Origin of the sequence: Pseudomonas rhodesiae (genome assembly GCF_007858255.1) — a bacterium.
GTDB classification, from domain to species: Bacteria; Pseudomonadota; Gammaproteobacteria; order Pseudomonadales; family Pseudomonadaceae; genus Aquipseudomonas; species Aquipseudomonas rhodesiae.
This window is the reverse complement of record NZ_VFEU01000001.1, coordinates 247,870-269,128: the sequence shown is the minus strand read 5'-3', so window position 1 is coordinate 269,128 and position 21,259 is coordinate 247,870. Positions and strand designations below refer to the sequence as shown.

The window sequence follows — 21,259 nt, the reverse complement described above, 5'->3', positions numbered from 1 at the left end:
AGACTTTTTGTGAGCGAACTCATTCGCGTACCTGACATCGGCAGCGGTGAAGGTGAAGTAATCGAGCTGTTTGTGAAGGTCGGCGACACCGTCGAAGCCGACCAGAGCATCCTGACCCTGGAATCGGACAAGGCGAGCATGGAAATTCCTGCTCCCAAGGCCGGTGTGGTCAAGAGCCTGAAGGTCAAGCTGGGCGACCGCCTGAAAGAAGGCGACGAACTGCTGGAGCTGGAAATCGAAGGTGCCGCCGATGCGGCGCCTGCGGCGGCCCCTGCCGCCGCTGCCGCACCCGCGCCGGCTGAAAAGCCTGCCGCCGCCGAGGCCCCAGCAGCACCGGCCCCCGCCGCTGCACCGGCTGCCGCCAGCGTTCAGGACATTCACGTTCCGGACATCGGCTCGTCGGGCAAAGCCAAGATCATCGAGCTGCTGGTCAAGGTCGGCGACACCGTCGAAGCCGATCAGTCGCTGATCACCCTGGAGTCCGACAAGGCCTCCATGGAGATCCCATCGCCGGCTGCCGGCGTGGTGGAAAGCATCGCGGTCAAGTTGGAAGACGAAGTCGGCACCGGTGACTTCATCCTCAAGCTCAAGGTACAAGGCGCCGCGCCTGCCGCTGCTGCTGCACCGGCCGCCGCTCCGGCTGCCAAAGCTGAAGCCGCGCCGGCTCCGGCTGCTGCACCCGCACCGGCCGCCAAAGCCGAGGCCGCACCGGCCCCAGCCGCTGCCGCGCCTGCGCCAAGCGGTGCCAAGGTTCACGCCGGCCCGGCCGTGCGTCAGCTGGCCCGTGAATTCGGCGTTGAGCTGAGTGCCGTCGCGGCCACCGGCCCTCACGCTCGCGTGCTGAAGGAAGACGTGCAGGCTTACGTCAAAGCCATGATGCAAAAGGCCAAGGAAGCGCCAGCTGCCGGCGGCGCGACCGGTGGTTCGGGCATCCCGCCGATCCGTACCGTGGACTTCAGCCGCTTCGGCGAAACCGAAGAAGTGCCGATGACCCGCCTGATGCAAATCGGTGCGGCAGGTCTGCACGCCAGCTGGCTGAACATCCCTCACGTCACTCAGTTCGACCAGGCCGACATCACCGACCTGGAAGCATTCCGCGTTGCGCAGAAAGCCGTGGCCGAAAAGGCTGGCGTCAAGCTGACCGTACTGCCGCTGCTGCTCAAGGCCTGTGCACATTTGCTCAAGGAACTGCCGGACTTCAACAGTTCGTTGGCGCCAAGCGGCAAAGCGATCATTCGCAAGAAGTACGTGCACATCGGCTTTGCCGTCGACACGCCTGATGGCCTGCTGGTGCCGGTCATCAAGAACGTCGACCAAAAGAGCCTGCTGCAACTGGCTGCCGAAGCGGCTGCCCTGGCCGCCAAGGCCCGCGACAAGAAGCTCACCCCGGACGATATGCAGGGCGCCTGCTTCACCATCTCCAGCCTCGGGCACATAGGCGGTACTGGCTTCACGCCAATCGTCAATGCGCCGGAAGTGGCGATCTTGGGTGTATCCAAGGCCACTATCCAGCCGGTCTGGGACGGTAAAGCGTTCCAGCCGAAGCTGATGCTGCCATTGTCGCTGTCCTACGATCACCGTGTGATCAACGGCGCCGCCGCTGCACGTTTCACGCAGCGCCTGAGCCAATTGCTGAACGACATCCGCACCATTCTGCTGTAAGCCGCAACGGGCCTTCCTTTACTCGGAAGGCTCGTTTGCATCGATTTCCGAGCGCCACGCTCGTACCTCAACCCCGCCACTTGGCGGGGCTTTTTTTGCGCGTCCAGCGGCAAAAATTGGACAGAGAGAACAGGTTTGTACACCTTCTGTCAGCGCGACTGTAGAAATCGCCCACGCGGCCGATAACACCCATATAGCACTTAGCCTTCATCCTCTCTTGTCAGCCCGCGCCGCATGATGCAACCTTGCCGCAGGCAACAGAAAAGAGGGCGTGAGCCCGGCGCCGTGCGCGTTATTTCAAGTGAGTTTCCCCCATGAAAAGCCAACCCGATGTCGCCCGTACGGCGGCCGAGGTAGTCACGCAATTACCGGTGCCTTCGCGCCTCGGTATGCTGCGTTTCGAGCGGCTTAATGAGGCAAGCTGGGCCCTGCTCTACCTCGACCCCAACTGCGAGCGCCAATTCGGTCTGCCGGCGGTCGAATTGTGTGCCCTGATCGGCACCCCCTACGCCAGCCTGATGGAGCCCCAGGCCCGCTATCAATTGCACGACAACATCCAGCAGCAGTTGACCCTGAGCCCCCACTATCTGGTGCGCTACACCCTGCACACCAACGACGGCCCTCTAAGCCTGCTGGAAATGGGCGAAGCCTACAAACAACACAATCGTCACTTGTTGCGCGGCTACCTGATGGTGGTCGACGGTCTGTTCAGTGAAGTGCCTTCGCCGCTGCCCTCCTCGGATGACCTGGAGAGCCAGAACAGCCGCCTGCAGATCGCCCTGGAACTCAACCAGCGGGCCCAGCAGGAACAATTGCAGCACCTGGAACGGGTGCGCGCCCAGCAGGAGCTGATCCTGCTGCTGGCCCGCCAACGCTACACCGCCAACAATTCGCTGCAGGAAGCCGCCGAGCTGATCACCCGCAGCGCCTGCGAAATCTATCAGCTCGACTGCGCCAGTATCTGGAACCTTGAAGGCCAGCGCCTGGTGCCGATTTCGGCCTATCACCGCGCCGACCAGCAGCACCATTTGCCCGACCCTATCGACGCCAGTTGCTTCCCGGACTATCTGGAAGCCTTGCACACCAGCCGCGCCATCGATGCCACCAACGCCATGCGCGACCCGCGCACCCGTGAAATGGCCGAAAACCTGCGCGCCAAAGATATACACGCCATGCTCGACGCCAGTATCCGCGTCGATGGCCAGGTGGTCGGCGTACTGTGCCTCGAACAGGGCGGCAGTTCCCGCGCCTGGCAGGCCGACGAAATCGCGTTTGCCGGCGAGCTGGCAGACCAGTTTGCACAAGTGATCAACAACCATAACCGCCGTACCGCCACCAGCGCCCTGCACCTGTTCCAGCGCGCGGTGGAGCAAAGCGCCAACGCCTTTCTGCTGGTCAATTGCGACGGCGTAGTGGAGTACGTCAACCCCAGCTTCACCGCGATCACCCAATACAGCGCCGAAGAAGTCCACGGCCACCGCCTGGCGCAGTTACCCGCACTGGAGAACCTCAGCGAATTGCTGTTCGATGCGCCATCGAGTCTGGCCAAGAGCAACAGTTGGCAGGGCGAGTTCAAGAGCCGTCGCAAGAACCTGGAGCCCTACTGGGGGCAGTTGTCGATCTCCAAGGTGTATGGCGACAACCGTGAGCTGACGCACTACATCGGTATCTACGAAGACATCACCCAGACCAAGTTGGCCCAGCAGCGCATTGAGCGTCTGGCGTACACCGATAACCTGACCAACCTGGGCAACCGTCCGGCGTTCATCCGCAACCTCGATGAACGTTTCGCCCGCGACAGCGACAGCCCGATCTGCCTGCTGCTGGTGGACATCGACAACTTCAAGCGCATCAATGACAGCCTCGGCCACCAGACCGGCGACAAGTTGCTGATCAGCCTGGCCCGGCGCCTGCGCAACAGTCTGAGCAGCAGTGGCAGCCTGGCACGCTTTGCCAGTAACGAGTTCGCGGTGCTGCTGGATGAAACCGACCTGGAAACCGGACAACAAGTGGCCAGCCAGTTACTGGCGACCCTCGACAAACCGATGTTCGTCGACAACCAGTTGATCAGTGTCACCGGCTCCGTGGGCCTGGCTTGCGCGCCGCTGCATGGCCGCGACCCGCAGACCCTTATGCGTAACGCCGGCTTGGCTTTGCACAAGGCCAAAGCCAACGGCAAGCATCAGGTGCAGGTGTTCACCGAGGCCCTCAATGCCGAAGCCAGTTACAAACTGTTCGTCGAAAACAACCTGCGCCGCGCCCTGACGCAGAACGAGCTGGACGTGTTCTATCAGCCCAAGCTGTGCCTGCGCAGCGGGCGCTTGCTGGGCATGGAGGCGTTGCTGCGCTGGAACCATCCGGAAAAGGGCATGATCCGTCCGGACCAGTTCATCAGCGTGGCCGAAGAGACCGGCCTGATCATCCCCATCGGCAAATGGATCGCCCGCCAGGCCTGCCGCATGAGCAAGCAGTTGAGCGCTGCCGGCCTGGGCAATTTGCAGGTGGCGATCAACTTGTCGCCCAAGCAGTTCTCCGACCCGGACCTGGTGGCCTCGATCGCCACGATCCTCAAGGAAGAAGCGTTGCCGGCCAACCTGTTGGAGCTGGAACTGACCGAAGGCCTGCTGCTGGAAGCCACCGAAGACACGCGCCTGCAACTGGACCAGTTGAAGAGTCTTGGCCTGACCCTGGCCATGGACGACTTCGGCACTGGTTACTCGTCCCTCAGTTACCTGAAAAAATTCCCCATCGACATCATCAAGATCGATCGCAGCTTTATCCATGAGATCCCGGACAACCAGGACGACATGGAAATCACCTCCGCCGTGATCGCCATGGCGCACAACCTCAAGCTCAAGGTGGTCGCCGAAGGCATCGAGACCGCCGAGCAACTGGCCTTTTTGCGGCGGCACCGCTGCGATGTGGGCCAGGGGTATCTGTTCGATCGGCCGATCCCCGGGGCAGAGCTGCCGGCGATGCTTAAACGCTACCCGCGCGGCCCAATCGCCTGACATCGCTGTAACACTCGGGCACACTGACTGTCTGAATTTTTACCATCACTCAACCTGACGAGAGGACTGATCATGGTCTTGCGCTCGGAAATTCTGGTGAACAAAAACGTGCTGCCTACTCAAGAACAAGCATTGCCTGGTCGTGACACCCCGATGAGCCTGCCAGAGACGCATTTCGTCAATGGCAACCCGCTGCTGGGCCCATTCCTCGATGACGTAGGCTTTGCGATCTTCGGCCTGGGTTGCTTCTGGGGCGCGGAACGCAAATTCTGGCAGCGCGACGGCGTGGTCAGCACCGTGGTGGGTTATGCCGGCGGCTTCACGCCCAACCCGACCTACGAAGAAGTGTGCTCCGGCCTGACCGGCCACAGCGAAGTGGTGCTGGTGGTCTATGACCAAGCCAAGGTCAAGTACGAAGACCTGCTGAAGATGTTCTGGGAATTGCACAACCCCACCCAGGGCATGCGCCAGGGCAACGACATCGGCAGCCAATACCGTTCGGTGATCTACGCGACCACACCGGAACAGCTGGAGGCTGCAAAGGCCAGTGCCGAGGCGTATCAGGCCGAACTGAACAAGGCCGGCCTGGGCCAGATCACCACCGAAATCGACCAGGCGCCGACGGTGTATTTCGCCGAGGCGTATCACCAGCAGTACCTGGCGAAAAACCCCCAGGGCTATTGCGGCATTGGCGGAACAGGCGTGGTTTGCCCGATCTGACGTTCGGAGCTGCAAGCTAGAAGCGGCAAGCTGCAAGTGGTGTTTTCTGCTCTCACTTGCAGCTTGCAGCTTCAAGCTTGCAACTCACAGCTACTCAGCTATAAGCCAATCCATCTGCCACCCGCCCTGGGTCTGGCCCAGCTGCTTGGACAGCCACGGCAACAGCTCACGCAGTTCTTCCTCCAAGCCCCATGGCGGGTTGGCAATCGCCAGGCCCGAGCCGGTCAGGGTGTTGGGCGTGTCCAAGGGATGCACCAGCAGTTCCACGCGCAGCAGTTTCGGCGCCCCCGTGCCGGCCAGGTCCTGATAGAAGCGACGCAACATGCGCTGGTCCTTGACCGGGTACCAGATCGCCGCCACGGTCTGGCGCATGCGGCCGACCGCCTCCTTGAGGGATGCCGCGCAGCGTTGCATCTCGTCGAGCTTTTCGAACGGCGGGTCGATCAGCATCAACGCGCGTTTTTCCGGCACTGGCAGCAACGCTCGCGGCACATGCCAGCCTTCGCCCAAATGCACTTTGACCCGACGGTCGCCCTTCATGTTGTCCTTGAGCAACACACCGTCTTCGGGGTGTTTTTCATTGAGCAACACACGGTCCTGCGCGCGCGTGAGGCGTCGGGCCAGCTCCGGCGAACCGGGGTAGTAGCGCAACTGGCCGTCCGGGTTCATCTCGTGCAGCACGCGCATGTAGTCGGCGGTCAGCGGCGGCAGATCGTTCCGGCCCCATAGGCGCGCGATGCCTTCGAGGTATTCGCCGGTGCGGTTGGCCTGATCGCCCTGCAGGTCGTACAGGCCGATGCCCGCGTGGGTATCGAGGTAGGCAAACGGCTGCTCCTTGCGCGACATCAGGGCGATGAGGCGGGTCAAGGTCAGGTGTTTGAAGACATCGGCGTGGTTGCCGGCGTGAAAGGCGTGACGATAATTCATGGTTGCTCCTGCGCAGGGGGCGAAGTTTACCTTCTACACGGGCAAAGGTGCAGGCCGGCACGTCGGGCGGTGCTTATGCCCTAAAAGCAGGGAGCGGACTGAAAAAAATCTAAATGCCTCCATGAGCGCGGATTTATTGTGGCGAGCACCCAATCCAAGGAGGTCAATTGCCATCATGAAAGACGCCACCCTCGCCCTGCACCACGGCTTCAAGTCGGACCCGACCACCAAGGCCGTGGCCGTGCCGATTTATCAGAACGTTGCTTTCGAATTCGATAACGCCCAGCACGGGGCCGACCTGTTCAACCTGGATGTGCCCGGCAACATTTACACGCGCATCATGAACCCTACCAATGACGTACTGGAGCAACGTATCGCCGCCCTCGAAGGTGGCATCGCGGGCCTGGCGGTGTCGGCGGGCAGCGCGGCGATTCACTACGCAATCCAGACCCTGACCCGCGCCGGCGACAACATCGTCACCACGCCGCAGCTCTACGGCGGCACCTACACCTTATTCGCCCACCTATTGCCCAGCTTCGGTGTAGACGTGCGGTTCGCCCGGGACGACTCCGCCGAGGCCATTGCCGAGCTGATCGACGACCAGACCAAAGTGGTGTACTGCGAAAGCATCGGCAATCCGGCGGGCAATATTATCGATCTGGAAGCCCTGGCCAAGGTGGCCCACGCCCGAGGCGTGCCGCTGATGGTCGACAATACCGTTGCCACCCCGATCCTGTGCAAACCCATCCAGTTCGGCGCCGATATCGTGGTGCACTCGGTGACCAAGTACATCGGCGGACATGGCAACTCCCTCGGCGGTGTGATCGTCGACAGTGGCACCTTCCCCTGGACCCAATACCCGGAAAAATTCCCCGGTCTCAACCAGCCCGAGCCGGCTTATCACGGCGTGGTCTACACCGAAAAATTCGGCCCCGCCGCGTTCATCGCCCGCGCGCGTACCGTGCCATTACGCAATACCGGTGCGGCCCTGGCGCCGATGAATGCCTTCCTGTTGCTGCAAGGTTTGGAAACCCTGGCCCTACGCATGGAACGCCATACCGAAAACGCGCTCAAGGTTGCACAGTTTCTACAGGAGCATGCCGAGGTGGAATGGGTCAGCTACGCGGGCCTGCCAGAACATCCGCACCATGGGCTGGCGCAAAAATACATGCAGGGCAAACCCTCGGCGATCCTGTCTTTCGGCCTGAAGGGTGGCTATGACGCGGGTGTGCGCTTCTACGACGCGCTGCAGATTTTCAAACGTTTGGTGAATATCGGCGACGCCAAATCCCTGGCCTGCCACCCTGCCTCCACCACCCATCGGCAGATGAATGAGCAGGAGCAAGCCAAGGCTGGCGTGAAACCGGAGATGATTCGCCTCTCGGTCGGTATCGAAGCCATTGAAGACCTGATCGACGACTTGCAGCAGGCACTGGCTTCAACTCGCCTCTGAGGCGAGGTAGTCCGTCAGCGCTGCATAAGTCACCGTCGAACCACGAGCGAAGTAAGCGACCTTGTGCTGCAAGGTCGCAGGCGTGAAGGCGGTGTAAAGGTCCGGGCGCTGCTCCTCAAGCCATTGCAGCAGGTTGTCGATCAGGGTTTGCGGCGATTGTTCGGCCAGATGCTCCAGTAAGGATGCTGGCACCTGCCACCAGGGGCTGGCCTTGGCGGTAGTAACCGGCCCAGTCGCAACGGCCTGGGGCTGCCCATTGATCAGATAGCGCTGAAACACCGGCAGCACCTGCCCCGCCTCACCGCCCAATTGCCGCAACAGCGGCAGGAACTGCGTGCCGTCCCAAAAGCGCAGGAACACCGAAGGCCCCTCGGGCAGTTTCACTTGGGTCAAGCCTTGCAGATGAGCGAGTACCACGTCCGCCGGGCTGGACGACACCGCCAGCCAACCCCAGTCCTCGGCCTGGGTGTTCGCCACCCAATCGAGAAAGGCGCTGCCGGGCTCGACTTGTGCGAGATAAGGCATGACCTGCGCCCAATCCGCATAGGCCGTGCCCGCCCAGATCGAGCGCGGTGGCGCACCCGCCGCCACACCTTGCCAAGCCTCGAACGGCTTGGCATCGCTGGCATTGCCCAGCACCGCGAACAGTTGCTCATGGGGTTGCAGAGGCCACTGTGCGAGCCAAGCACTGGGCGATAGAGGTTGATCCATTGAGGCGAAACTCCTTGGGTTGAAAAACACTGATCAATGGGGTCGGTGAGCGACATCACACTGGCCGCTCTTGCAGCGTTCACACTCTTCGCAGAACGGCGCGCTGCGCTTCAAACTGGCGATCTGCACGCGGCTCAGGGGCACCGGGATTACCGCCAGCACCTTGTCCTGCAGACCGGGCAACAACGGTGCCGCAGCGGGGGCCGGAGCACCGCCGAGCTGGATCGCCACACTACTGAAAATGCCAGCGGCTGACAGGGTGATCGACTGCCCACCGGCCTGGATCGTGACGCTGGCACCCGCATCGATAACGACGCTTTGGCCGGCGCCGATCTGAATCACCCGCCCCGCGCGGACCTGCTGCGAACCGCCGACCACCAAGTGGTCGTCCTGCTTGAGTTCGGTCAGGCGATTGCCGTGGGTGATGCGCTGCTCTTCGCCCTGCAGCTCATGGTGCGACTCGCCACCCACGGTAATCCGACGCCGGTTATCCACCTGCACCTGCTGGTCATGCAGCACATGCTGGGTCCAATCGCGCTGGGCGCGCAGGTAGATCTCTTCGGCGCCCTTGCGATCCTCAATGCGCAGTTCGTTGTAACCGCCACCACCGGGGCTGCTTTGGCTGCGCAGGATGCTGCGGGTCTTGTCCGCCGGCAGGTCCAGGGGCACCGGCGTCGCGGCATTGGCCAGGCAACCGACCACCACGGGCATGTCCACGTCGCCATTCACAAAGCCCACCAACACTTCCATGCCCACCCGTGGGATCAGCACCGCGCCGTAGCGATCCTGGGCCCAGCCGCTAGCGACCCGCAGCCAGCAACTGGAATGCTCGTTATGTTCGCCGTGGCGATCCCAGGCCAATTGCACTTTGACTCGGCCGTATTCGTCGCAATGGATTTCACTGTCGGCGGGCCCGGTCACCACCGCGTTCTGGTAACCCGTCATCGGCCTGCGCGGCGCCAACGGCGGGCGGAAAACTACATCCCAGGGCGTCGCGACGAAGTGGTTGGAGTAACCCTGGCGCATGTCCCCACCCGCCACCTCGGTCACCGCCTCTTCGAGTACTTGGGGTTGGCTGCCCTCGTGAGTGACTTGGGTCACGAGCCACAAGTCGTTCCATTCCTGGCGAGGATGCCCGGCCAGCCTAAGGAAGCGTCCACAGGCCAACGCCGGCTCATCCCCGCTGCCCACGGCGAGGCGATGTTCGCTGCGGTGACGCTCCAGACCGCGCCGTGCCAGGTGCTTACCCTCCACGCGGTCAGTGAAATGGCCGGGGTAACCCTGCTCTTCAAGGCACAGGGTCTGCTGGTCGGACACTGCGCTTTCCAGCGTCAGGCGCGGCTTGCGCCAATCGTAATCGCGCAGGCTCAGCGCCGTGGTGCGGGTTTGCAGTTGTACGGTGAAGCGCTTGATGGCCGGAGTGTCCGCTACCATCCCGGAGCCTGCAGCGTAAGGCGTTGCGTGCTCGGCCTGGGCAAACACGCTCTGGTCGTCGCCAAATACCAGTAAATGGCCGTCGGGCGAATGCCGAAAATGATAATGAATGCCCTGCTCGGCACACAGGCGCTGGATAAATGCCAGATCGGTCTCGCCGAACTGCACGCAATACTCACGCTCCGGGTACGTGCCGCTTAGATGAAATTCGAATCGGTCCGCCTGGATGCCTTGCTCTTTGAGCACCTGCGCAACGATCTGCGGCACGCTTTTGTGCTGGAAAATACGCGGATGGCTGCTGTGGGCCAGATAAGCCAACTGAGGGACGAGACGAACGCTATAGCGCGTCAGCCGCCGCCCGGAATCGCCCTGCGCCACATGGTCAACCAGGCCATGCACACCGTGGCCCTGATCATCGAAACCCAGAAAAGCCTGGCGATGCAGCAAGTTGCCCAGATCCAGGTCCGGCTGTTCGCCGACCAGTTCCAGGTCAAAACGATAGGGTTGGCTGAGTGTTTCCTGACCGTTGAAGCGGTAGACCTTGAGATCGCTGGGCACCCCGTCCAGGGTCAGGGTGAAAGCACTTTGGTTGGCAGGCGCGAACATCCGATGTTTCTCTGCGAAGGCTGGGGGGCCGATTCTGCACCAGTGCCCAGGCTTGCCGAGCAGCGCGCGCATAAATCAGTAAAACCCTACGAACGAGCGTGCGAATCTTCAGTTTGCCCGATCCAATTCACACATAAAAAAGGCCCGCTATCCGTAGGATGCGGGCCTTTCGTTTAACTCATCAGGCGCAGCGCGCCCGGCGAATTACTTGTTGAGGTTGTAGTCTTTTTCCGCCGCATCAAAACGCTCGACCATACCCGCAGTCGGCGCGCCCAGCTTGCTGACGATGTAGATCGCCAGGCTGGCGAAGATGAAGCCAGGGATAATTTCGTACAGACCCAGCAGCGCGAAGTGTTTCCACACAATCACGGTGATCGCACCGACCAGGATGCCGGCCAGAGCGCCATTGCGGGTCATGTGCTTCCAGATCACCGAGATCAGTACCACAGGGCCAAACGCAGCGCCGAAGCCGGCCCAGGCGTAACTCACCAGGCCTAGTACGCGGTTTTCCGGGTTGGCGGCCATGGCGATGGCGATCAAGGCCACCAGCAGCACCATCAAGCGACCGACCCAGACCAGCTCAACCTGGGAGGCGTTTTTACGCAGGAAGGTTTTGTAGAAGTCTTCGGTCAACGCACTGGAGCACACCAGCAGTTGGCAGCTCAAAGTACTCATGACCGCCGCCAGGATGGCCGACAACAGCACGCCCGCAATCCATGGGTTGAACAGCAGCTTGGCCAGTTCGATAAACACACGCTCGTGGTTTTCGGTGACCGGGCCGGCCACTTCCGGGTGCGCCGAGAAATAGGCGATCCCGAAGAAACCCACGGCCACGGTGCCGCCCAGGCACAGGATCATCCAGGTCATGGAGATGCGACGCGCTTTGGCGATCGACTTCACCGAATCCGCCGCCATGAAGCGCGCGAGGATGTGCGGCTGGCCGAAGTAGCCCAGGCCCCAGCCCATCAGCGAGATGATGCCGATGAAGGTGGTGTTCTTGAGCATGTTGAAGTTGTCGGGGTTCTTGGCTTCGATGGCCAGGAACGTGGTGTCGACGCCGCCGGTGGCCAGCAGCACGATGATCGGCGTGAGGATCAGCGCGAAGATCATCAGCGTGGCTTGTACGGTGTCCGTCCAGCTCACGGCCAGGAAACCGCCAACGAACGTGTAGGCAATGGTCGCTGCCGCACCGGCCCACAGCGCGGTCTCGTAGGACATGCCAAAGGTGCTTTCGAACAGACGGGCACCGGCCACGATGCCGGAGGCGCAATAGATGGTGAAGAACACCAGGATCACTACCGCGGAGATGATCCGCAGCAGGCCGCTTTTATCTTCGAAGCGGCTGGAGAAGTAGTCGGGCAGCGTCAGGGCGTCGCCGTTGTGTTCGGTCTGTACCCGCAGGCGACCGGCCACGAACAGCCAGTTGAGGTAGGCACCGACGATCAGGCCGATGGCGATCCAGCTTTCCGACAGACCGGACATGTAGATAGCGCCCGGCAGGCCCATCAACAACCAGCCGCTCATATCGGACGCGCCGGCCGACAAGGCAGTGACCACGCTACCGAGGCTGCGACCGCCGAGGATGTAATCGGAAAGGTTATTGGTGGAGCGATAGGCCATGAAGCCGATCAGCACCATTGCTGCGATATAGATCACGAACGTGATCAGGGTTGGATTGCTAACGCTCATAAGAAGTGACGCCCTGGCTTTGTTTTTATGTAGCGGCGGTCTGTCAGGCGCCGACCCTTTTGCAAGGGTAGACGAACCCGCGTGCCGCGCATTTATGACTGGCGTTTCCCCAGGAAAGCCGCCAGCCGATGCCCCAAACCCGAAAGCTGGTTGCACCTTGGCCGCGAATGCTATTCAACAAAGCAAATCAGGTGCAACCAGTTTCTCGCGAATAAGTTGCACCTTGAGTGAATTTGCGGAAAACACCCTGTTTTTGCTCCCTTTCGGAGCAAAAACAGCCGATCTCAGAAGCAAATGCACCAGCGCGCAGCACATTACGCTGAGGGCTTAAATATTTCCGACGAACCATCGAAAATTTCATTAACAAAAAAGGTTGCACCCGGTTGCACCTGCGCATGTGCACAGCTAATCTTGCCGCCAGCTAATGCCACTCGGTAGTGGCACCCATGAGGATAAGAAAATGGCGACGACCACCCTTGGGGTCAAACTCGACGACCCGACCCGCGAACGCCTGAAGGCTGCCGCGACCTCCATTGATCGCACGCCGCACTGGCTGATCAAGCAGGCGATTTTCAATTACCTGGAGAAACTGGAGGGTGGTGCAACCCTGACCGAACTCAATGGTTTGAGCAGCAAGGACGCAGACGACGTAGGCGAGGTCCAGACCGACCACGCTCACCAGTGCTTCCTTGAGTTCGCCGAAAGCATCCTGCCGCAGTCCGTACTGCGCGCGTCGATCACCGCCGCTTACCGTCGCCCCGAGCCGGAAGTGGTGCCGATGCTGATCGAACAGGCCCGCCTCCCAGCGCCAATGGCCGAAGCCACCAACAAACTGGCCGCTACCATTGCCGAGAAATTGCGCAATCAGAAAAGTGTCGGCGGCCGTGCCGGGATTGTTCAGGGCCTGCTGCAAGAATTTTCCCTGTCCTCCCAGGAAGGCGTGGCGCTGATGTGCCTGGCCGAAGCGCTGCTGCGCATCCCGGACAAGGGCACCCGCGACGCGCTGATCCGCGACAAGATCAGCACCGGCAACTGGCAGCCGCACCTGGGCAACAGCCCGTCGCTGTTCGTCAACGCCGCGACCTGGGGCCTGCTGCTGACCGGCAAACTGGTCTCTACCCATAACGAAGCCGGCCTGACCTCTTCCCTGAGCCGCATCATCGGCAAGAGCGGCGAACCGATGATCCGCAAGGGCGTCGACATGGCCATGCGCTTGATGGGCGAACAGTTCGTCACCGGCGAGACCATCGCCGAAGCGTTAGCCAATGCGAGCAAATTCGAAAGCAAAGGCTTCCGCTATTCCTACGACATGCTCGGTGAGGCCGCCCTCACAGAACACGACGCCCAGAAATACCTGGCCTCGTACGAACAAGCTATTCACTCCATCGGCAAAGCCTCCCACGGCCGTGGGATTTATGAAGGCCCGGGCATTTCCATCAAGCTGTCGGCGCTGCACCCGCGTTACAGCCGTGCGCAGTACGAGCGCGTGATGGACGAGCTGTACCCGCGCCTGCTGTCCCTGACTCTGCTGGCCAAGCAGTACGACATCGGCCTGAACATCGATGCCGAAGAAGCCGACCGCCTGGAATTGTCCTTGGATCTGCTGGAACGCCTGTGCTTCGAGCCGCAACTGACCGGCTGGAACGGCATCGGCTTCGTGATCCAGGCTTACCAGAAGCGTTGCCCGTACGTGATCGATTACGTGATCGACCTGGCCCGCCGCAGCCGCCACCGCCTGATGATCCGCCTGGTAAAAGGCGCGTACTGGGACAGCGAAATCAAGCGCGCCCAGGTCGAAGGCCTGGAAGGCTACCCGGTGTACACCCGCAAGGTGTACACCGACGTTTCCTACATCGCTTGCGCGCGCAAACTGCTGTCGGTGCCGGAAGTCATCTACCCGCAGTTCGCCACGCATAACGCCCACACCTTGTCGGCCATTTACCATATCGCCGGTCAGAACTATTACCCCGGCCAGTACGAGTTCCAGTGCCTGCACGGCATGGGCGAACCGCTGTACGAGCAGGTAGTCGGCAAGGTTGCCGACGGCAAGCTGAACCGTCCGTGCCGCGTGTACGCCCCGGTCGGCACCCATGAAACACTCTTGGCCTACCTGGTACGTCGGCTGTTGGAAAACGGCGCGAACACCTCGTTCGTCAACCGTATCGCCGACCAGTCGATTTCGATCCAGGAGCTGGTAGCCGACCCAGTGGCCAGCATCGAGCAAATGGCGACGGTGGAAGGCGGCTTCGGCTTGCCGCACCCACGCATTCCGCTGCCGCGCGATCTGTATGGCAGCGACCGCGCCAACTCGGCCGGTATCGACCTGGCCAACGAACACCGCCTGGCCTCGTTGTCCTGCGCCCTGCTGGCCACGGCCCACAACAACTGGAAAGCCGCACCAATGCTTGGTTGCGCGTCCAGCGAGCAAACGTCGACCGCGGTATTGAACCCGTCCGACCTGCGCGATGTGGTCGGTCAGGTTCAGGAAGCCACCGTCGAAGACGTCGACAACGCCATCCAATGCGCGATCAATGCCGGCCCGATCTGGCAGGCCACCCCGCCGGCCGAGCGCGCCGCGATTCTGGAACGCGCCGCCGACCTGATGGAAGGCGAGATCCAGCCATTGATGGGGCTGCTGGCCCGCGAAGCCGGCAAGACCTTTGCCAACGCCATCGCCGAAGTGCGTGAAGCCGTGGACTTCCTGCGCTACTACGCGGTGCAGGCGCGCAACGATTTCACCAACGACGCCCACCGCCCACTGGGCCCGGTGGTGTGCATCAGCCCGTGGAACTTCCCGCTGGCGATCTTCAGTGGTCAAGTCGCCGCGGCACTGGCCGCCGGCAACCCGGTACTGGCCAAGCCTGCCGAGCAAACCCCGCTGGTGGCAGCCCAGGCCGTGCGCATCCTGCTGGAAGCCGGTATTCCGGAAGGCGTGCTGCAACTGCTGCCGGGCCAGGGCGAAACCGTCGGCGCCCGCCTGGTGGGTGATGATCGCGTCAAAGGCGTGATGTTCACCGGTTCCACCGAAGTGGCGCGCCTGCTGCAGCGCAATGTGGCCGGTCGCCTGGATGCCCAGGGTCGTCCGATCCCGCTGATCGCCGAAACCGGTGGCCAGAACGCGATGATCGTCGACTCCTCCGCACTCACTGAACAAGTAGTGATCGACGTGGTGTCGTCGGCCTTCGACAGCGCCGGCCAGCGTTGCTCGGCCCTGCGCGTGCTGTGCCTGCAGGAAGATTCGGCAGACCGCGTCATCGAAATGCTCAAGGGCGCCATGGCTGAATGCCGCCTGGGCAACCCGGAGCGCCTGTCCGTGGACATCGGCCCGGTGATCGACGCCGAAGCCAAGGCCGGCATCGAGAAGCACATCCAGGCCATGCGCGACAAAGGCCGCAACGTGTATCAGGTGGCGATCGCCGACGCCGAAGAAATCAAGCGCGGCACCTTTGTGATGCCCACCCTGATCGAACTGGAAAGCTTCGACGAGCTGCAACGCGAGATCTTCGGCCCGGTACTGCACGTAGTCCGCTACAAGCGTAAAGAGATCGACCAGTTGATCGGCCAGATCAATGCGTCCGGCTACGGCCTGACCCTTGGCGTGCACACGCGCATCGACGAGACCATCGCCAAAGTGATCGACAACGTTCACGCCGGTAACGTCTACGTCAACCGCAACATCGTGGGTGCCGTGGTCGGCGTGCAGCCGTTCGGCGGCGAAGGCCTGTCGGGGACTGGCCCGAAAGCCGGTGGCCCACTGTACCTGTACCGTTTGCTGTCGACTCGTCCTACCGATGCAATCGAACAATCCTTCGTGCGCGCCGACAAGTTGGCGGCGCCGGACGTACGTCTGCGCGATGCCATGAGCCAACCGCTGACAGCCCTTAAAGCCTGGGCCGACAGCCAAAAGTTCAGCGAGCTGAGCGTGCTGTGCAGCCAGTTCGCCGCGCAATCGCAAAGCGGCATCACCCGCCAACTGACAGGCCCCACCGGCGAGCGCAACAGCTACGCCATCTTGCCCCGCGAGCATGTGCTGTGCCTGGCGGACGTAGAAGGTGACCTGCTGACTCAGTTGGCTGCGGTACTGGCGGTGGGTGGCTCGGCAGTATGGCCGGAAACCGACCTGACCAAGGCCTTGTTCCCACGCCTGCCGAAGGACATTCAGGCGAAGATCAAGCGCGTGGCCGATTGGACCAAGGACGACGTGGTGTTCGATGCCGTTCTGCACCACGGCGACTCCGACCAATTGCGCGCGGTGTGCCAGCAAGTGGCGCAGCGTGGTGGGGCGATTGTCGGCGTGCATGGTTTGTCCCAGGGCGAAACTTCCATTGCGTTGGAGCGCCTGGTGATTGAGCGAGCGTTGAGCGTCAACACCGCTGCGGCGGGCGGTAACGCCAGCCTGATGACCATCGGCTAACCCTGAAAGAAATACCGCTAGACAATCTGGGAGGGGGCTTGCCCCTGATAGTGGAGTATCAGTCAGTACCTCGGGCACTGACACACTGCTATCGGGGGCAAGCCCCCTCCCACATTCTGCCGCTCCATCACTTAGATCAATCTTGCTATTCACCCTTAATTCGCACGCTTAGACTCGGGCCAATTCCTCTAAAGGTAATCCGCCATGTCCGAGACGCTGCTCAGTTCCCGCAATCTGGCTTTCGAGCTGTACGAAGTCCTCGATGCCGAGGGCCTGACCCAGCGTGAGCGGTTTGCCGAGCACAACCGCGAAACCTTCGATGCGGCCATCAGCACCGCGCGCAGCATCGCCGAAAAGTACTTCGCGCCCCATAACCGTAAAAACGACGAAAACGAACCGCGCTACGAGGACGGCAAAGCCATCCTGATCCCGGAGGTCAAACCGGCCGTGGATGCGTTTCTAGAGGCCGGTTTTCTCAACGCGGCGCGTAGCTTCGAGGCCGGCGGCATGCAATTGCCGACCCTGCTGTCCCAAGCCTGTTTTGCGCACTTTCAGTCGGCCAACGCGGCGTCCACGTCGTATCCGTTCCTGACCATGGGCGCGGCCAACCTGATCGAAAGCTTCGGTACTGAAGAGCAGAAACAGCGCTTCTTGCAGCCCATGATCGAGGGGCGCTTCTTCGGCACCATGGCGTTGACCGAGCCCCATGCAGGCTCGTCGCTGTCGGATATTCGTACACGCGCCGAACCTGCGGCCGACGGCACCTATCGCCTCAAAGGCAACAAGATCTTTATTTCCGGCGGCGATCATCCGCTGTCGGAAAACATCGTGCACATGGTGCTGGCCAAGTTGCCGGATGCGCCGCCGGGGGTGAAGGGCATTTCGCTGTTTATCGTGCCTAAATTCCTGGTCAACGACGACGGTAGCCTGGGCGCGCGTAACGATGTGTTGCTGGCGGGGCTGTTTCACAAGATGGGCTGGCGCGGCACCACGTCCACGGCGCTGAATTTCGGCGACAACGGCAACTGCGTGGGCTATCTGGTGGGCAAGCCGCACCAGGGCCTGAGCTGCATGTTCCAGATGATGAACGAGGCGCGCATCGGCGTGGGCATGGGCGCGGTGATGCTCGGCTACGCCGGCTACCTGTACTCGCTGGAATACGCCCGCGAACGCCCGCAAGGTCGTCTGCCCGACAGTAAAGATCCTACGACTGCGCCGGTCTCGATCATTCAGCACGCGGACATCAAGCGCATGCTGCTGACGCAAAAGTCCTACGTGGAAGGTGCCTTCGATCTGGGCCTGTACGCGGCGCGCTTGTTCGATGACACCACCACCCTGGCCGATGAAGCGGAACGCAAACAGGCCCACGAATTGCTGGACCTGCTCACCCCTATCGTCAAATCCTGGCCATCGGAGTTCTGCCTCAAGGCCAACGAGCTGGCGATCCAGATTCTCGGCGGCCACGGCTACACCCGTGAATACCCGGTGGAGCAGTACTACCGTGACAACCGTTTGAACCCGATCCACGAGGGCACCCATGGCATCCAATCCCTGGACTTGCTGGGGCGCAAGCTGGCGCAGAACGGCGGCGCGGGGCTCAAGCAACTGATCCGCCTGATCGCCGACACCGGCGCGCGGGCCCAGCAGTACCCGTCACTCACCGCGTTGCGTGAACCGCTGGAACACCTGCTTAACAGACTGCAAAGCGTCACCCTCGGCCTGTTGACGGACCTCGCCCAAGGCAAAGTCAACAGCAGCCTGGCGAACTCGGCGCTGTACCTGAAGGTGTTCGGGCATACGGTAATTGGCTGGCGCTGGCTGGAACAAGCGATTCGCGCCGAAGAAGGACTGGCCAAGGGCAATACAGCGGATGCAGGGTTCTATAAAGGCAAGCTCCAGGCCGCCCGGTATTTCCTGACCTGGGAAGTACCGAGCTGCCATCATGAACTGGCGATTCTGGAAGCACGGGACGATACGTGCCTGGGGATGCAGGATGAATGGTTCTAAGGCTGGATCGCCTTGGAAATCACCTCGACCGTGGCGCTGACTTGCTCTTGGTAACGGTCGAGTTCCTGCTGATGAGCCTGCTGCATTTCGATCTGCTCGGCGCACAGGTTCAGCGCCGCCAGCACCAGTAATTTGTCACCGATCAGGGTCGGGTACTTTTTCTTGGTAGTGGCCAGGGAAGCCTTGAGCATGGTCACGGCGTGCATCAGGGTTTTGTCCTCCCCGGGCGGCGCCTTGATCGAGTAATCCTCTCCGAGAATCGAAACGACCTTTATCCCTTCGTTCATGCGCCCACGGGACCTGCGCTCACGCGCTCAACCAATGCCTGGATACGCGCGGCAGTGGCGCCGTGTTTTTCTTCCTGCTCCATCAGGTTCAGTTGCAGGCTGTCGTTTTCATCCTTGGCGCGGGCAAGTTCTGCCTTGAGGGATTCATTGCTGCCCAGCAGCTCCTGGTTTTGCTGTACCAGGTCACTGACCAGTTGTTCCAATTGGCTGAGGGATGCTTCTAACATTTTGATTTCTCGAGCGTTTTAAAGGGCGGTGACGATAAAGAAAATTCACCTCGGATGCCAGGCTTATCCCTGGCGCGCAGCCCGGTTTTTCAAGGGCCGGGCCACACTTTCGAGCCTTAGTGACTGCATTTCCCCCATCTGGTTCCTGAATCCGTCCAACCCCTCGTCAGGTGCGACAAAAACGCACAGAACCCTTTAGACTTTAGTCGTACGACCGATAGCGATGCACACCCCGTCTCAAGGCCGCACGGATCGCGCTCCTTCCAGGATTCCAGCATGTCGCTTCGTAATATGAATATCGCTCCGAGGGCTTTCCTTGGGTTTGCGTTGATTGGTGCCCTCATGTTGTTTCTCGGTGTTTTCGCCTTGAACCAGATGAGTAAGATCCGGGCCGCCACCGAAGACATCACCCTCTCCAGCGTGCCAAGCATTCGCGCACTGGATGAATTCACCCAACTGACCCTGCGCCTGCGGGTACTGTCATACCGCCTGTTGACCAATCGTGAACCGGACGTGCAGCAAAAAACCCTGGAAGCGTTCGAACTGCGCAACCAGCAGATCCGCACCGCACAGGCTACCTACGAAAAGCTGATTGAAAGCCGCGAAGAGCGCGCTGCGTACGATGAATATGTGCGACTGCTTGGCCAGTACCACCAGATCGAAGCCCGCATGAAGAGCCTGTCCCAGGCCAATCAGATAGATGAGCTGCGCAACCTGCTTAACACTGAGTTGCTGAGCAACTCGGAGCAAGTCAACGCGGTGCTGACGCGTCTGTTGGATATCAACAACACCATGGCGTTGGCAACCAACCAGGAAGCTAAAGACCAATACGACCTGGCCGTTGACCTGGTGGTGGGTTTGCTGGTGATCGCCACAGCGCTGACAATGCTGTTCGCTTGGCTACTGACCCGCAGCATCACCGTGCCGATTTCCCAGGCATTGAATGCCGCCGAGACCATCGCCGAGGGTAACCTGACGCAGCCGGTCCAGGTCGACGGCAGCGACGAAGCCGGCCGCCTGCTCGCCGCCATGGCCAAGATGCAGACCAAACTGCGCGACACCCTGCAACGCATCGCCGGCTCGGCCAGTCAGTTGGCGTCGGCGGCAGAAGAGCTGAACGCGGTCACCGACGAAAGCGCGCGCGGCCTGACCCGACAGAACAACGAAATTGAACAGGCCGCCACCGCGGTCAACGAAATGACCAGCGCCGTCGAGGAAGTCGCGCGCAATGCCGTGAGCACCTCCGAAGCCTCACGCAACGCCACCGCCTCCGCCGGCGACGGCCGCGATCTGGTGCAGGAAACCGTCAGCGCCATCGAGCGTATGAGCGGCGACGTGCAGGCCACCGCCACCTTGATCGGTGACCTGGCCACTGAGTCGCGGGACATCGGCAAAGTGCTGGACGTGATTCGCGGCCTGGCCGACCAAACCAACCTGCTGGCTCTGAACGCCGCCATTGAGGCCGCCCGTGCCGGTGAAGCCGGGCGTGGATTTGCGGTGGTCGCCGATGAGGTCCGTGCCCTGGCCCATCGCACCCAACAGTCCACCAGCGAGATCGAGCGGATGATCGGCAGCATCCAATCCGGCACCGAGCACGCGGTGGATTCGATGCGCAACAGCACCGAGCGCGCGGAATCGACGCTGAACATCGCCAAAGGTGCAGGGCTGTCCCTGGAAACCATCAACAGCGCGGTCGTCGAGATCAACGAACGCAACCTCGTGATCGCCAGCGCAGCGGAAGAGCAGGCGCAGGTGGCGCGGGAAGTGGACCGCAACCTGGTGAACATTCGTGATTTGTCGGTGCAATCGGCCACCGGGGCCAGCCAGACCAGCGCGGCCAGCGGTGAGCTGTCGCGCCTGGCGGTGGATTTGAACGGCATGGTAGGCCGCTTCCGCCTCTAACTGCCTGCACTGGCTTGAAATGTGGGAGGGGCTTGCCCCCGATAGTGGCGGGCCAGTTACAGATAAGCTGACTGACATACCCCCATCGGGGGCTTGCCCCCTGCCACATTTGGATCCATGGAATTAGGAAAAGCTTTTTGACAGGGCAGCAATTCAACAGGTTAGAATCCCTGGCACGCAGACTGCATGGTCAGTTTGCGCCCCGTCTT

The 21,259-nt window shown here is 61.4% G+C and carries 13 protein-coding genes and 1 pseudogene; 8 read left to right on the top strand and 6 right to left on the bottom strand.

Annotation, left to right across the window (positions count from 1 at the left end):
• Window positions 1–9: 9 nt before the first annotated feature.
• The 3 genes from aceF (at window position 10) to msrA (ending at window position 5,393) form a co-directional block, all read left to right on the top strand.
• The gene (gene aceF, locus FIV35_RS01135; protein ID WP_034136613.1) at window positions 10–1,662 is read left to right on the top strand and encodes a dihydrolipoyllysine-residue acetyltransferase; all 1,653 of its coding nucleotides are present in this window, start codon (window positions 10–12) and stop codon (window positions 1,660–1,662) included.
• Between the two features lie 314 nt (window positions 1,663–1,976).
• The gene (locus FIV35_RS01130) at window positions 1,977–4,673 is read left to right on the top strand and encodes a putative bifunctional diguanylate cyclase/phosphodiesterase (protein WP_034136612.1); all 2,697 of its coding nucleotides are present in this window, start codon (window positions 1,977–1,979) and stop codon (window positions 4,671–4,673) included.
• 72 nt (window positions 4,674–4,745) lie between these two features.
• Window positions 4,746–5,393, top strand: coding sequence for a peptide-methionine (S)-S-oxide reductase MsrA (gene msrA / locus FIV35_RS01125; protein WP_034095550.1), 648 nt, complete (start codon window positions 4,746–4,748; stop codon window positions 5,391–5,393).
• A 90-nt stretch (window positions 5,394–5,483) separates the two neighbouring features.
• On the opposite strand, the gene FIV35_RS01120 is transcribed toward msrA, so the two are convergent.
• Window positions 5,484–6,320: a 23S rRNA (adenine(2030)-N(6))-methyltransferase RlmJ gene (locus tag FIV35_RS01120; RefSeq protein ID WP_034095549.1), complete on the bottom strand. Its 837-nt coding sequence runs from the start codon at window positions 6,318–6,320 to the stop codon at window positions 5,484–5,486.
• Between the two features lie 175 nt (window positions 6,321–6,495).
• On the opposite strand from FIV35_RS01120, the gene FIV35_RS01115 reads away from it, so the two are divergent.
• Entirely contained in the window at window positions 6,496–7,773 is a 1,278-nt protein-coding gene (locus FIV35_RS01115) for an O-acetylhomoserine aminocarboxypropyltransferase/cysteine synthase family protein (protein WP_034095548.1), read from the top strand.
• On the opposite strand, the gene FIV35_RS01110 is transcribed toward FIV35_RS01115, so the two are convergent.
• From FIV35_RS01110 to putP, 3 genes are all read right to left on the bottom strand, one after another.
• Window positions 7,759–8,484 (bottom strand): DUF4123 domain-containing protein, encoded by a 726-nt coding sequence (locus FIV35_RS01110; RefSeq protein ID WP_034136611.1) that lies wholly within the window; start codon window positions 8,482–8,484, stop codon window positions 7,759–7,761. The two genes, FIV35_RS01115 and FIV35_RS01110, sit on opposite strands and share 15 nt — an antisense overlap.
• Window positions 8,485–8,517: 33 nt before the next feature.
• Window positions 8,518–10,524 carry a type VI secretion system Vgr family protein gene (locus tag FIV35_RS01105; protein WP_034136610.1) on the bottom strand — a complete coding sequence of 669 codons (2,007 nt, stop codon included), beginning with the start codon at window positions 10,522–10,524 and terminating at the stop codon, window positions 8,518–8,520.
• Window positions 10,525–10,728: 204 nt separating this feature from the next.
• Complete coding sequence (putP, locus tag FIV35_RS01100) at window positions 10,729–12,213, bottom strand: sodium/proline symporter PutP (RefSeq protein ID WP_034095545.1); 1,485 nt, start codon at window positions 12,211–12,213, stop codon at window positions 10,729–10,731.
• A 460-nt stretch (window positions 12,214–12,673) separates the two neighbouring features.
• Between putP and putA the strand changes: the two genes are divergently transcribed.
• On the top strand, window positions 12,674–16,627 hold the full coding sequence (gene putA / locus FIV35_RS01095) for a trifunctional transcriptional regulator/proline dehydrogenase/L-glutamate gamma-semialdehyde dehydrogenase (RefSeq protein ID WP_034136609.1): 3,954 nt from the start codon (window positions 12,674–12,676) through the stop codon (window positions 16,625–16,627).
• A 204-nt stretch (window positions 16,628–16,831) separates the two neighbouring features.
• A complete protein-coding gene (locus tag FIV35_RS01090; protein WP_034136608.1) occupies window positions 16,832–18,634 on the top strand; it encodes an acyl-CoA dehydrogenase in 1,803 nt (600 codons plus the stop codon).
• Here the strand turns inward: FIV35_RS01090 and FIV35_RS01085 are convergent.
• A complete protein-coding gene (locus FIV35_RS01085) occupies window positions 18,631–18,921 on the bottom strand; it encodes a cell division protein ZapA (protein WP_034111467.1) in 291 nt (96 codons plus the stop codon). The genes FIV35_RS01090 and FIV35_RS01085 overlap by 4 nt on opposite strands.
• Entirely contained in the window at window positions 18,918–19,148 is a 231-nt protein-coding gene (locus FIV35_RS01080; RefSeq protein ID WP_034136607.1) for a hypothetical protein, read from the bottom strand. Before FIV35_RS01080 ends, FIV35_RS01085 begins: the two co-directional genes overlap by 4 nt.
• A gap of 276 nt (window positions 19,149–19,424) precedes the next feature.
• Between FIV35_RS01080 and FIV35_RS30200 the strand changes: the two are divergent.
• Window positions 19,425–20,195, top strand: a pseudogene (locus FIV35_RS30200) (MCP four helix bundle domain-containing protein); the annotation flags it as partial.
• Window positions 20,178–21,050 carry a methyl-accepting chemotaxis protein gene (locus FIV35_RS30195; RefSeq protein WP_417715102.1) on the top strand — a complete coding sequence of 291 codons (873 nt, stop codon included), beginning with the start codon at window positions 20,178–20,180 and terminating at the stop codon, window positions 21,048–21,050. The pseudogene FIV35_RS30200 and the gene FIV35_RS30195, both read left to right, overlap by 18 nt.
• Window positions 21,051–21,259: the final 209 nt, after the last annotated feature.